Source organism: Acetobacter aceti (assembly GCF_002005445.1).
Classification (GTDB): Bacteria; Pseudomonadota; Alphaproteobacteria; order Acetobacterales; family Acetobacteraceae; genus Acetobacter; species Acetobacter aceti_B.
The window spans coordinates 1,045,732-1,058,656 of sequence record NZ_CP014692.1 but is presented as its reverse complement, the minus strand read 5'-3'; the positions used below and the strand labels follow the sequence as shown (position 1 = coordinate 1,058,656).

Annotated in this window: 13 protein-coding genes; 3 read left to right on the top strand and 10 right to left on the bottom strand. The window is 61.0% G+C overall.

Features of this window, described 5'->3' with window-relative positions:
* Positions 1-10 precede the first annotated feature (10 nt).
* Together A0U92_RS04830 and A0U92_RS04825 are read right to left on the bottom strand one after the other, a co-directional pair.
* Positions 11-523 (bottom strand): hypothetical protein, encoded by a 513-nt coding sequence (locus A0U92_RS04830; protein ID WP_077812243.1) that lies wholly within the window; start codon positions 521-523, stop codon positions 11-13.
* Positions 520-1,233, bottom strand: a complete 714-nt coding sequence (locus A0U92_RS04825; RefSeq protein WP_236748274.1) for a class I SAM-dependent methyltransferase — start codon at positions 1,231-1,233, stop codon at positions 520-522. Before A0U92_RS04825 ends, A0U92_RS04830 begins: the two co-directional genes overlap by 4 nt.
* Positions 1,234-1,285: 52 nt before the next feature.
* On the opposite strand from A0U92_RS04825, the gene gloB reads away from it, so the two are divergent.
* Complete coding sequence (gene gloB / locus A0U92_RS04820; protein WP_077812242.1) at positions 1,286-2,011, top strand: hydroxyacylglutathione hydrolase; 726 nt, start codon at positions 1,286-1,288, stop codon at positions 2,009-2,011.
* Between the two features lie 50 nt (positions 2,012-2,061).
* Here gloB and A0U92_RS04815 read toward each other — a convergent pair whose 3' ends face one another.
* Together A0U92_RS04815 and A0U92_RS04810 are read right to left on the bottom strand one after the other, a co-directional pair.
* A complete protein-coding gene (locus tag A0U92_RS04815) occupies positions 2,062-3,234 on the bottom strand; it encodes a DUF2125 domain-containing protein (RefSeq protein WP_236748273.1) in 1,173 nt (390 codons plus the stop codon).
* 329 nt (positions 3,235-3,563) lie between these two features.
* Positions 3,564-4,268 carry a lysophospholipid acyltransferase family protein gene (locus A0U92_RS04810; protein WP_077814252.1) on the bottom strand — a complete coding sequence of 235 codons (705 nt, stop codon included), beginning with the start codon at positions 4,266-4,268 and terminating at the stop codon, positions 3,564-3,566.
* A gap of 172 nt (positions 4,269-4,440) precedes the next feature.
* On the opposite strand from A0U92_RS04810, the gene A0U92_RS04805 reads away from it, so the two are divergent.
* Together A0U92_RS04805 and A0U92_RS04800 are read left to right on the top strand one after the other, a co-directional pair.
* The gene (locus A0U92_RS04805) at positions 4,441-5,136 is read left to right on the top strand and encodes a phosphatidylserine decarboxylase (protein ID WP_077812240.1); all 696 of its coding nucleotides are present in this window, start codon (positions 4,441-4,443) and stop codon (positions 5,134-5,136) included.
* A 48-nt stretch (positions 5,137-5,184) separates the two neighbouring features.
* Entirely contained in the window at positions 5,185-6,078 is an 894-nt protein-coding gene (locus A0U92_RS04800) for a CDP-alcohol phosphatidyltransferase family protein (RefSeq protein WP_077812239.1), read from the top strand.
* A gap of 59 nt (positions 6,079-6,137) precedes the next feature.
* Here the strand turns inward: A0U92_RS04800 and A0U92_RS04795 are convergent, their stop codons facing one another.
* From A0U92_RS04795 to A0U92_RS04770, 6 genes are read right to left on the bottom strand one after another with little or no spacing between them, the layout of a single operon-like run.
* Positions 6,138-6,626: an NADH-quinone oxidoreductase subunit B family protein gene (locus tag A0U92_RS04795; protein WP_077814251.1), complete on the bottom strand. Its 489-nt coding sequence runs from the start codon at positions 6,624-6,626 to the stop codon at positions 6,138-6,140.
* Between the two features lie 55 nt (positions 6,627-6,681).
* Positions 6,682-8,313 carry an NADH-quinone oxidoreductase subunit D-related protein gene (locus A0U92_RS04790; protein WP_077812238.1) on the bottom strand — a complete coding sequence of 544 codons (1,632 nt, stop codon included), beginning with the start codon at positions 8,311-8,313 and terminating at the stop codon, positions 6,682-6,684.
* On the bottom strand, positions 8,310-9,560 hold the full coding sequence (locus tag A0U92_RS04785; protein ID WP_236748272.1) for a hypothetical protein: 1,251 nt from the start codon (positions 9,558-9,560) through the stop codon (positions 8,310-8,312). The genes A0U92_RS04790 and A0U92_RS04785 overlap by 4 nt, the downstream gene beginning before the upstream one ends.
* The gene (locus tag A0U92_RS04780; protein ID WP_077812236.1) at positions 9,494-10,108 is read right to left on the bottom strand and encodes a hypothetical protein; all 615 of its coding nucleotides are present in this window, start codon (positions 10,106-10,108) and stop codon (positions 9,494-9,496) included. The genes A0U92_RS04785 and A0U92_RS04780 overlap by 67 nt, the downstream gene beginning before the upstream one ends.
* On the bottom strand, positions 10,105-11,139 hold the full coding sequence (locus tag A0U92_RS04775) for a hypothetical protein (RefSeq protein ID WP_077812235.1): 1,035 nt from the start codon (positions 11,137-11,139) through the stop codon (positions 10,105-10,107). The genes A0U92_RS04780 and A0U92_RS04775 overlap by 4 nt, the downstream gene beginning before the upstream one ends.
* Positions 11,136-12,911: a hypothetical protein gene (locus tag A0U92_RS04770; RefSeq protein ID WP_077812234.1), complete on the bottom strand. Its 1,776-nt coding sequence runs from the start codon at positions 12,909-12,911 to the stop codon at positions 11,136-11,138. Before A0U92_RS04770 ends, A0U92_RS04775 begins: the two co-directional genes overlap by 4 nt.
* Between the last annotated feature and the right edge of the window lie 14 nt (positions 12,912-12,925).

Here is a 12,925-nt window from a genome sequence, read left to right as displayed (position 1 = left end):
TTCCGCCCGTTCAGAAATCCAGCAGCACGCCGGTGAATGTCTCTTCCACCACGCTTACAGGCTGACAGTCAGCTCTTTTCACGATCGCCGTGTGACGAATCACCGCGGCTGATGGCGGCGGAAGGCGCTCTTCATTCCATAGGCGAATGGTCTCGAGCGTGTCCCGACTGATGGAAAACGGCCCCACGACACGACCGAACGGCACCGTCGTCGTGTCCAGCCTGAAGGTCATCTCTGGCGTCAATCGGCTGGGGGAATACCAGTTTCCCGCGTGAGCCACAGCCAGTTCGCCGCAGAACATCGTGACATGCCTGTAGCGCAGGGCTTCGGTCGCATCGAAAATACCCGTCGCGATAGCAGGAAGTGAAGGGTTATCCTTTTGCTCCACATGCACCCTCAGCCGGAAAGGCGGCGCACCTACACCGTGTCGTTCACACCAGTTTTCCAGAGCAATCGTGGCGCTGGACGCATTGAGCAGCACCGCGTCCAGCAGGGCGATCCGATCCAGAACAGATTCTGTCATCCCGTTTCAACCAGGCGGCGTCTCAACCGGAATTCTCGTTTCCCCGCAGCCAACGGAACGCCTCCCCAGAGGTTTTTGACGGCTTCCAGAATGACGACCCCGCCGCAGGCAGGCAATACCGCCGCTCCGGAGCGTTCAATGGCAGCGCTCAGACGTGTATGACGCAGAAGAGGGAAAAGCGGTGGATAAAGAGCCGTTTCACACATCTCGACGTGAAACATGGCTTCCTGCAACAGACGACAAACCTGACGCTGTGAATAAGGGGTTCCCTGACCATAGGGCGTTGTATCGCTCCATGCCCAGAGACCGCGTCTGTTGGGCACGATGAGAACAAGCTTTCCATTATCGCGCAGCACTTTCCATGCCGAACGCAGAAGTTCGCGACCTGAAGGGGCAGTTTCCAGGGCATGGACCATGAGGATCCGGTCAAAGGAAAGGTCGGGAAAAGGAAGACAGCCGCCACTGACAACACATTCCGCCTGACGATGGGAAAGCGCCACATCCGGAAGCGTTCCGAGATGAGCAGCCACGGTCAGGGCTGCCTGATCCTTCAAGTCGGCAAGAAAAGGAGTGGTATGACCGAGGCCCAGGACATTCAGCCCCCGGAGATCCGGCCAGCAGTCCGCCAGACGCCGACCGAGAAGGCGCACCACCCCCGCGCCCGCCGATGTGTCATAGAATACGTCAGCAGAACGAACTTCATCCAGCATGATGCGTACAGTATCATAACTCGCCCAGATGCAGCACTACCGGAGTCCCGTCATGCCGATTACCGTTCTGCCCATTCCGGCTCTTTCAGATAATTACGTCTGGCTTTTGACGGACACGGAAACCGGCATGGTCGCCGTGGTCGACCCCGGCGAATGCGCGCCGGTCAGGGCCGCGATAGAGGCCCATGGTGGTCGGCTCGACACCATTTTTCTGACGCACCATCATGCGGACCACACGGGAGGCGCTGAAACCCTGCGGGACCGGTATGACGCCCGCATTGTCGGCGCAGCAGCCGACGCGGCCCGTCTCCCCTCCCTTGATCAGGCCGTCAGAGCCGGGGATCGGATTTCATTTGGAGACAGTCAGGCGCTTGTACTGGAAACGCCGGGGCATACGCTGGGGCATATCGCGTACTATTTCGATGACCCTGCCTCGCTTTTTTGTGGCGACACCCTGTTCAGCCTGGGATGCGGGCGTCTGTTCGAGGGCACACCCGAACAGATGTATGCCAGCCTGCATGAATTCGACGCTCTTCCAGACGAAACACTGGTTTACTGTGGTCATGAATACACAGCGTCCAATGCGCGCTTTGCCCTTTCCGTAACGCCGGACAACACGGCTCTCCAGCACCGCGCGGAAGACGTCTTGCGTCTGCGTGCAAAGGGGCTGCCGACGGTCCCATCCACTCTCGGATCGGAACGGTCATGCAACCCGTTTCTCCGCGCCGCCTCATCGTCCGAACTGGGTAAATTGCGACGACAGAAGGACATGGCCTGATGCAAAAACAGACTTGCGGGCTGATTTCCGCCTTCATCACAAACCGTTTTTCAGGGAGAAGCAGATCTGTCCTTTCCTGATCGCCATATTTCCAGCAACGAGCCGACCGGCAAAGCCCCGATCATCCACTGGCCGTTTCTTAACCGTAACGGCAGATCGATAACTGTATCCGGCATCGATTCATCGCCATATCCGGTTTTTTCGGAAGGCTGCTCCAGATTTCCCTGTGTCTTATAACGCTCGATCAGCATTGTCAGGCGACGCACTTCAGGAGGGGCCGCACCCGCCACAACCATGCTGTCAGCGATTTTCTCAAGACCACGTAACGTCAGATTGAAATCACCGACCACATCCGGCTGACATGCGAGTTTTCCGGCGACAGCAAAAGAAGACGGTCCCAACCGGGCTTCTCCGATATGCAGTGTGACGGTTGGAAGATCGCCGTTTCCACTTTCCATCTCGCCGGCAGACAACGCCACATGCAGGGCTTCAACCAGATTTCCACTGCCCGGCACCGCAACAGGTAACGAGATGGCGGCGGCTGTCACATCGACAGCAATATCGGCGCGTTGTGTCTGCTTCAGATACCATTCTGTTCTACCCTGAACCCTGCTCAAACCGAGACTGAACGGGAGTGAAATCCCTCTGGGAGCAAAAGGAATCGCATACACCTCAAGGCGGCTGTTCTTCACTCTAAAAGCAGCGTGAGTCTCACCATCTTTCGCAAACCGCGAAGCAATAACATTCACTCCTGTTCCTGTCAGTCTGAATGCGAGATCCGGATGAAGAGAGTCGCGCCCCAGCAAAAGCGCCTGCGATCCGGTGAAATCAATTCTGATGGCCGAGGAAAACGGTCCGGCAGGAGACAGGGTCATGGCGTCACCGCCATACACCAGATGCGAATTTTTGAAGGGACCACTCAGACGAATATCACGAAGTGTCATCCGCCACGGCAATGAGAACAGACTGAATCCCGGCGTCCGCCAGGAAACACTCCAACCCTGTCTCAGAAGTGTCTCACGTTCGGCATCAACCGTCCTGACAAGGGTCTGTCGGGCCAGCATCATTCCTGAGCAGACCGTCACCGCCGACACCAGAGCGAGTCCGGTAACAACAAGGAGGCACCTGCGATATTTCAGCTTACGCTCCCCCTGCTTTCTTCCTCTGCCATGCAGTGTGTACTCCACGTCAGTTTCAGGAGCCAGAGTGCGGAACCCGCTCAATAAAATCCCCCGCAGGCATGAGGGTCATCATGGACTCACAAAACTTATCCACAATTCACCACTTAAAGTATCCACGTTTCCCGGAGAGCGCTTTTCCCCAGTTTGTCGCGAAAAGGAATAATTCATCAGTTTGTGTAATTTTTAAAAAATCCGCAGTTTTCCGCCAAAAAATCTCATATATTCATTTTTATGCAATAAACCGGCTTGACTTCATTGGAACCTTGAAAAAGCAGGGGATTTTGTGGATTCAGCCTCAAACACCTTCCCTCGCCAGTTTATCCCACAGAGTTATCCACAAGCGTGCCTCTTCTGGTGATAAAGACAACCCATCAGGCGTTCAGGCGATGCCGGGCCTGCTTCCAGAACTGTTCAATGGCCTGAAGCACCTCTCCCCGCCCCGTGCCCTCTACCGGATCTCCGATAATGATCGAGATGGTTCCAGCCCGCTTGAGAAAGCCGCGGCTCGGCCAGTAAAGCCCCGAATTGGTCGCGACCGGATAGACCGGCAGGCCTGTATGTCTGGCCATGGCGACGATGCCGGGCTTGAGGGGCACGGTCTCCCCATAAGCCATGCGGGTCCCTTCCGGGAAAATGATCATCTGCCTGCCCTCGACAGCCGCCTGCTCAGTTTTCTTCAGCAGATTGCGCATCGCCTTGCCGCCTCCCGTCCGCTGGACGGGAATCATGCCGGTGAGCTTCAGCATCGGGCCGACAAGAGGCACTTTCAGCAGTTCCTCCTTCATGACGTACGTGGGTCTGGGCACGAGATTCATCCAGACCAGCGTGTCGAAAGCAGACTGATGCTGTGAAGCGATGATAAACGGCTTGTCACGGGGTAATTTTTCCAGCCCCTCGATACGCGTGTGTATGCCACACCAGAAACGCCCGCCAGCCAGATAGAATCGTGCCCAGAGTTTGGCGTACGGCATCGCATAGCCGGGTGCGAAAAGGCGCACAGGCATGGCCACCCAGCCCATCAGGATGGAAATAGCGACGATATAGATCCGGAACAGGGCGGAGCGGATCACTCTCATGACAGGTCTCCCAAGCTTGGCCTCACGGCTGGATTCACGGGATTTCCGACACGCTTCCTGCAGGCCGGACCGGGCTGGATGGAGACCAGAAAAGCCAGGATGACGCAAGACGACACCCGAATGTCACGAGTTTCTCTTGATTCCTCATCGATGAACGGTCAAGAACGGTAGCATGTCACTCCTAGGCTCTCTCAAGTTCGTCCTTTCCCGCCCGCATCGCGAGGCCTATCCATTTCTCGGTGCATCAGGCGCCGTGACGGTAGCCGCCCGCTATCTCGGCTGGCGCTTCAAATGCCCGGTTCTCCGTGCTGCGGGCACGGCAGGCGGTCTGTTCTTCGGATTCTGTCTCTATTTCTTCCGTGACCCGGAACGCACGGCTCCCGCCCGGGAAGGTCTGGTTCTGGCTCCGGCTGACGGACGGATTGTGTCGATTGAAAAAATCGCGCCCCCTGTCGAACTCGGTATGGGCGAGACTCCCGTCTGGCGCGTCGCAACCTTCCTGTCCGTTCTGGACGTGCATGTGAACCGCATGCCTGTCGCCGGAACCGTCACCCGCATCGCCTATCATGAGGGCAAATTCCTCAACGCCAGCCTCGACAAGGCTTCGACCGACAATGAACGTAACGCCATGAGCATCACGCTGCCGGATGGCCGCATGGTGGCTGTGGTGCAGATCGCCGGACTGATCGCCCGCCGTATCGTCTGTTCCGTCAAGGCTGGCGAGCGTCTGGAAGCCGGTGAGCGGTTCGGTCTGATCCGCTTCGGCTCGCGCACGGACGTCTATCTCCCTCCCGGTGTCGAGCCCCTGGTGCAAGTCGGTCAGACCATGATCGGCGGCGAGACGGTCGTGGCCAAGCTTGACGCCTGATCCGGTGCTGAGTCGTTTCTGTCGCGTGACGCGGGAGTATTTCGTTTAATGGCTGAAACCGTAAGACGCAGACGTCGCCGTCTGCGTGGGGGCCGGTCTGCGCGGGCACGTGTGCGAGGCCCCTCCTTCAACCGTCTTATCCCCAATCTGCTCACCATGCTGGGCCTGTGCAGCGGGCTGATGGGCATGCGTTTCGCGCTTGATGGGCGTTTCCATCACGCCGCTCTCGCCCTTCTGGCCTCGGCCATCATTGACGGACTCGATGGGCGGATTGCGCGGCTTCTGCGTGGATCGACCCGCTTCGGCGCCGAGTTCGACAGCCTCTCCGACTTTCTCTGCTTCGGTGTCGCCCCTTCTTTCGTCCTGTATATCTGGGCAATGAAAGATGCTGGCCGTTATGCGTTTTTGCCCTGTATTCTGTTCACGGTCTGCATGGCGCTCCGTCTGGCCCGCTTCAACGCCAGTCTGGACGGCGAGGAAGAGCGTCCGAAATACGCCAGCAACTTCTTTACCGGCGTCCCGGCTCCAGCCGGTGCCGGGCTGGCTCTCTTCCCGCTCTTTCTCGGGCTTGAAGCGGAAAAGCTCGGCTACACCAGCCTTTACGAAATGACCCGGCTGCCATGGCTGCCTGTGATGAGCCTGATCGGAACCGGCTTTCTTCTGGTGTCCACCCTGCCGGTCTGGTCGTTCAAGAACTTCAAGGTGCCCGCCAAATATGTCCTGCCCATGATGCTGGGTATCGGCGCCTATCTTGTCGCTCTGGTGGCTGACCCCTGGGGCGTGCTGGCTGCAATGGGCGTTGTATACGTCGCCCTGCTGCCTGTCAGCAGAATGAGCTTCCAGAGACTCCGGAAAGCCGCTGAAGCCTTGCAGGAAGACGAGGAGGAAGCCCCGTTCCCGGAGGAGCGTAAAGCTCTTCCCCAACGGGCCGCCCACCCGTAACAGCGGCGACTTCATAATGGTCCTCCGGTCAGCCCCGCTGAAACACGGATGGCCCGGATTTACGCTTCCGGCACAGGAGCGGGTGTCGGGGAAAGAAGGCTTATAATTCCCTGCAGGATGGCGTCAGGCGTCGGGGGACAGCCCGGAATGGCGCAATCCACGGACGCCCGCTTCTCCAGACCACCGAGAACGGCATAATTCTCGGTAAATGGCCCTCCATCAATCGCGCAGGCTCCGACAGCCAGCAGACCTTTCGGTTTCGGCATCGCTTCCCATGCAGCCTTGACCACGGGCGCCATCATGCGGGTGCAGGCGCCTGTCACGAGCAGCATGTCTGCAATCCGGGGCGCGTCCGTAAATACGATTCCTGCTTCAGCCAGACCGTAATCGCCTTTCATGAGCGCTTCGACCTCAAGGCTGCAGGCTTCACAGCCGCCGCTGTCCACATGAAAGAAAACCAGTGGCGAGCGGGACACGACCGGCGGCAGCGCAGGACCGGCGGGCGCCAGCAGGGACGTGAACAATGCGCGGATCAGAACAGTCGACACGGCAACCGCCTCCCTCTTGGTCTGATACAGAAATGCGGCGGTAACCGGACCATGTTTACAGATCAACCGCTGCGGCAGAAACACCGAACGAACACCGCACGGCATCACATTTAGAAGGGCTGCATCCCTGAAGAGCCGCCTCCTGCACGGTCTGAAGCACGCCTGCCGGCTCCGCGATAAACGTGCGCTCCACGCGGCCTCCCTGTAAAATCACGACATGGCAGACCAGCCCGTCAGGTCCTTCCACAGCGGCATATCCCTCGCATCGTTCATGAGGGACTTCGACCGGAACAAGGAATGACAGACGCTCCGCCTCACCTTCCGTAGTAAACATGACGCCGAAAGCGGCGATTATCCGCAGGCTTTCCGCAATATCCTCGAAACGGATCCGGCAACGGGCGGCCGCATCCCCTTCAATGGTGACGGGTGTGCGGATTCGCACACTCGAATAGGCTTCCATGGACAGGCGCAGATCCGCCCCTCTCCCACAGCTACGACCGACGGCCCCGCCCAGCACAAGATCATCGGCCAGAGATCGCGGAACCTGCCCCTCGCCAGCCAGACCGGACATCACAACGCCGGTTGCCTGCCAGAGCGCCTGAATATCAAGGAAATCTCCCGTTCCGAAGACAGAAACTTCCTCACAAAGGGTCTTCAGGCCATCCAGAACGACGTCCTCATGCACCTGCTCATACCCGGAAATGGCGAGCGTCACGCCACCCGGCACCACACAGTCCAGCAACAGCCGCCGTCCGATGGCGGCCTGGCAGACGCGGGAGAGGATATCCCGCGCCTTGTACAACCGACCCGCCAGCATGTCCGCTCCAGCGGCATCCGCCGTACGCGCCAGACAGGTGAGATGCGTGTGAATCCGTTCGATTTCACACAGCATTGCACGGATATGTCCGACCATTGACCCGACCGTCACACCCACGGCCTGTTCGACCGCGGCGCTGAAAGCCCATTGGTGGGCCAGCGTCGCGCCCACATGGATGCGTCCGCTCAGACCCGCCGCATCGGCGAGCCGGACGCCCGCCATCCGTGCTTCAATACCCCGGTGCGCGAAGCCGGTGAGCGCCTCAACCGTACGAATCTGTCCGCGAGCGACGCCGAGACGGAAATGCACAGGCCCCTCCGCACCGCCCGATGCCGGACCACGCGAAAAAACCATCCCCTGCGCCGCCACCAACGGGTCCGGCGTGGAAAATTCGGGCATGTCGGTGATGCCCGAGGCTGGCACTGGTCGCGCCGATAATGGCGCCGTCACCGCCCATGCACCACGATCCACCAGAGGTCGTGTATCCGTCGCATCCATGGCCTCGACGCCCCAGAGATCACGGATCATGCGCTCGAACGGGGCCACACGACGACGGATGGTGGAAAACCCGCGATAACGGGGGCCATCCAGCACCAGAGACGCCATCAACGGTTTCAACCCGACTTCACCGCCCGGCACGCCGTCATTGAAAAAAGCATGCACCGCCTTGCCGTCACACCAGAGCCCCAGCAGAACCGCCGGGTCGTCACGCAGGCATTCCGCCAGATCGAACCACGCCTCTTCGGTCAACTCAAAGCGCCAGGCCGTTTCGGTTTTTCGGCCCTTTCTGATGAGTGCCCGGACTGAAGGCGTAGCCGGGTCCTGGGTCACAAGAGCCCGGCTGCCAAACTGGATAGGCGGAATGCTCATGAGCGCCCCTCCCTGTCGCCGGATTTTGCACCACTGATTTTGGGAAGCACGATGCTCGATGGGAACAGCCGCACACCGGGTCTTAGCGCCGGCCATACAGCCGCAATCAGCAGCAGGGCGAGCGGCAGGGAAGTCATCGCAACCAGCATCACTGCCAGAAGAAGCGCTCCGAATCCGGGCAGAAGAAACGCCCTGTCCGCCAGAAACGCCATACGGGAAGCCGGCTTTCCGGACAGCGAGAGCCAGGGCGTGGCGACGAGAGGACCGAACACAGCCAGATCCGCCACAAGAGGATGGGCAAGGCCCGCAGAAACGGCGGCGAGCCCCATCGAAGCCTGCGTCAGAAGCAATGCAGACTGCGCCGATTTCAGTCTCAGGCGTACCGCCGCCAGCGCCAGTGTGGCGAGACCGGACGCAAAGAGCAGAGCCCGCAGGCTCAGGGCCGTCACTGGTGGCAGAGGGAAGGTCACCAGCAACGCCACGACAGCCAGCGTTGCCGCATTGGCTCTCAGACTTTCCGAAGCGTTGCCTGTCCGGTCCGTTCGCATCGCGTTCATAGGGATCGTGCAGGGAAACAGGCTAGCGAGCAGACAGAAGCCACCCCCGGCAAGCATTCCCTCGATGATCGGATCAGGATGAAGGAAGCCGCTACAGACCAGCAGGGCTCCCGTGGCGGTTCGGCGGAGCGTGTTCCAGCCTGACAGAGCACGGCCCGCACCTGTGTTGAGCAGAATGACGGCCAGAACGGGAGCCGACAGCAGCATGACCGCCCGGGCCACTGGTTCCGAAAGCATCATGGCCAGAGCCAGCAGGCCGCTGGTCCAGAACGGAACGGCGTCGCGGGTGACCAGCGCGCGCTCTTCCTCTGGCTGCGGCGGCGCAAAGCACTGCGACACCAGACTGACATGCAGGATCAGGCAGCCGACCGTGGCCAACGGCGCTTCGATCATCCATCCCAGTTCAACACCCTGTCCGGTTGCGGCCAGATATATCGAAAGAGGCACATTGAGTGCGGCGAGCCCCACTGCAACGAAAGAAAAATTCGCGGCAAGCTGGGAGAACCGGCTCTGCGTCTCCTCATCGCCCGTCCGGCTTTCAGGACCAGACGCGGCGATGATCGCGCCTGCCAGAAATGGCCAGACGAGGCTGAGAAACAGGATGATGTCCGCGGCAATGAGCATCAGAAACCGGCCTTCCCTCGCTCTGCGGATTTCATCCTCAGGAGAGACAGACGTCTTACCAGCCACGTCCCGGCTCCGGCGAGCAGCAGAAGGCACACACCGATGAGCCAGCCCGCATAGGGATTGCGAATATTGGCCGCTGTCAGCAGCAATCCGTCGCAGGCCGTCAGAAGACCCGCCAGTTGGTAGCGTGCGCCTGAACGCAGCGACAGCGTGGCCAGACCGATAAAGGTTACGCCGAGCGCCACAGTCACCACCGAGCCGTCGATTGGAATGAAAGGAGCCGAAAGAAGCGCCGGACTCTGCAGCATGTCCTCTGACGGAAGGCTCAGACTCGCCGCAATCATCAACACCAGAGACAGCACGACAGCCCCGGCCACCTGCGACGGCCCGGTTTCATCCGTATAACGCCCCAGCCACCATGTCGGAGCGACAGACAGGATCAGTGCGCTCATCGCCGCAAACAGAATGACGGCAGGAAACGGATCCGCCGACGCATGACGCAGAAGCAGGATGGAGAGAGCGGTCAAAAGTCCCGTCACCGGGGTCACCAGCAGACCGGCGGGAAGGGTCAGCAAAGCCAGCAGAGGCAGAAGGGCAAGTGCGAGCGTCATCGTTTTTCGATATCCGTTCGGCGAGGAGCAGGATGCGCCGCAGGTGTTCTGTCTGAAACCCGGCTTTCCTCCGGTATGACGCCGATGGGCGGCATGAGACGGCTGGCGGTCATCAACTGGAGCGCCAGCACCGCCAGCAGCAGCGCCGACGCTGCCCGCAGACGCACCCCGGCCAGATCACCCAACGCAAAAGCCCGTCCGGTCGCAAGAATGACAGACAGCAGAAAACTGCGCAGAAGCCAGCACAGAACGCCAAGCAGCAACGCGCCACAACCACCCGGAACAGTCGGACTGCTGGCGACGGCAGCAAGCGATCCGGGCCACATGAGGTCCCCCGCCAGCGTCAGCCATGTCAGAGCCGTGATGTCCCGCGACATCATCAGAAGCGCCCCATCACTTCCCTGCCCTGCGATATCGGACTTCTCCACGGGATCGACAGCCGCCAGAATGGCCGCGCCGGCCAGCACAAAGGGTGCGCCTTCCACAAACGGATTGGCATGGACAAGCCCGGTCAGCACTGCGGCGAGTCCGGTCGTCGCTCCAGCGCTGAACAGGAGCGCCACCAGCAGAAACAGGCAGGGCAGCACGAGAGCCAAGGCGGCAGCCCGCCCGAACGCAAACGTGGCGCGTTCCGCAGGCTGGGCCAGTCCCGGCAGCAGCGCGATAAAACGGGCCAGCACCAGCAACAGCCCCACGAGCAACAGATCAGACCATGAGTGTGTCAGAAGTCCCTGAGTGAACGCCGGCACAAGCAACGCCGCGCACACGGCAGCGGCCAGGGAAAGCGGTGCTGCGATTTCAGTGATCGTCCCTTCGACCAGCGGCGGCGCATCGCTCTGCTTAAGAGGTGGCGCAGCCCTCCACTCACGACCGATGACGAACCAGCGGCGCAGCACCGGGGATGCGGGAACACCGGTCATCCGCGCCGAAATGAAGCTGCGGAATCCGCTCAGCAGGGGTGCGACAAGCACCACGAGCGCCAGTTGCAACACCGTCAGCAGAACGGAAAGAATGATCTGAAGAATCGTCATGACATCAGCGCTGACAGAGAAATTCCCAGTGCGACCAGAACAAGCACAACAGCGGTCGCATGGTCGGCGAAGGGAGCCGCTGTCCGCAGCATCCGCCGGAGACGACACAGGCAGCGCGCGCCATAACGCAGCATCCTCAATCGGGACATGAACCGGAGACGTCCCTGCGGAAAAAGCACCGAGCGCAGCAAGGACGGCGCCATATCGACGCCCGGCCAGATCAGCGGCTCACCGAACGGCAACCACGGTGCGCGGGTTGTCAGGCCACCGAGCCAGGGCGTCGTTTCACCGGTATGAATATCCGGCAGAATCTCGCGTTTCAGCGTGAGGGCGCCGGTTCGCGAACGGAGAGCCTGCTGCTGCACCAACCGGATGATCACCACTACCATCAACAGAAGCGCGGTGACACCGCAAGGCATCCATGACGACAGGCCATCGGGCGCCACCAGCGTAAAGACAGGTTGGGGCGTCAGGCGCGATGCACCCGTCAGTTGCTGCAGAACCGGCTCGGCCAGCCGCAGGACGCCACCCGGCGCCAAACCGGTCACAATGGCGAACAGCAGCGCGCCCATCGCCGGCGCCAGAGCAGGCCATATTGCATCGGGACAGGCAGCCATGCGGGGACTGCGTGCGCCACCGAGCAGGAGGAGGCCGGCCAGTCTCAGGGCCGACAGCCCGGTCAGCGCGACCAAGGCACCCAGAGCCAGCAGGAAAGCCAGCGACGGCAAGGCGGCAGTAAACCCGTCCGGCAGCAGCCCAAGAGCCGTTTCAACCTGCAACCACAGGATGGTGAAACCACCAGCGGGCGGCAGGAAGGTGAGAACCAGCAGGGTGGCGGCGAACAGACCCGCCAGCCGGGGAGCAAACAGGATCAGCCCACCCAGACGCCCGAGATGATCCGAACCGGCCCCTTCCGACACCAGACCACCAGTCCTGAGAAACGCAATGGCGACGGGCCAGAGCGTCACCAACTGCAGCACCAGCGTACCGGCCGCCACATGCGCCGTCAGTGCTGAGCCGGAATTACTGGCGAGACTCAGCAGACCAAGGGAGGTGATGCTGAGCGCGGCAGGAAGGCCGGCCAATCCCATAGTCGCGACACTGCTTTTGCGTGTCGTGAGGGCGGAGAAGACCCGCACGAAGGCCAGCGTCATCCCTCCGGCAACCAGAGTCGCGGTCATGGCGGGAGTGACGATACTGTCCGGCCTCAGGAGAACACGGCACAGCAGAAGCAGACCACAGCCGGCCTCCAGCATGGGGGCTACCGCGAAATCGGCCTGACGCCGCCCTGCCCCGGCTGCACAGGCCAGAGCCGCGACGATCGCCATCCATTCAGCACCATGGACCGGTCCGGGTGCGCAGCCAGCGGCGAAGAGAAGTATCCGCAAACAACCGGCCGACGCCTTCTGCCGTTCCGGAAGCGCCAGCACCAGCGCCAGACACCCTGTCACCATCAGGGCAACCGCATCGGTGGCGAAGGCGGCAAGGCTCGCCACAGCGCAGGCGAGAGGCAGGCGGCCTCCCGGCCTGATCCAGCGCTCCGCACAGCAGCCGAGAAGGACGAACACCATCAGAAACAGGCAACCGAGCGGGTCCAGCGTGAAAACCGGCAATACGGACCGGGCGTCAGCCGCGCTCCATGGCAGCACGAACAGCGCACCCAGAGCCGCGATCAGCCACATCCCCTGACAGGCCAGCCGCTGCTGCCCCGGAGGAAGCCCGATCCACCGCTCCGCCGTTACCGAAAGCAGGCTGGCGAGAATGACCGGCAACAGGATGAGGATCG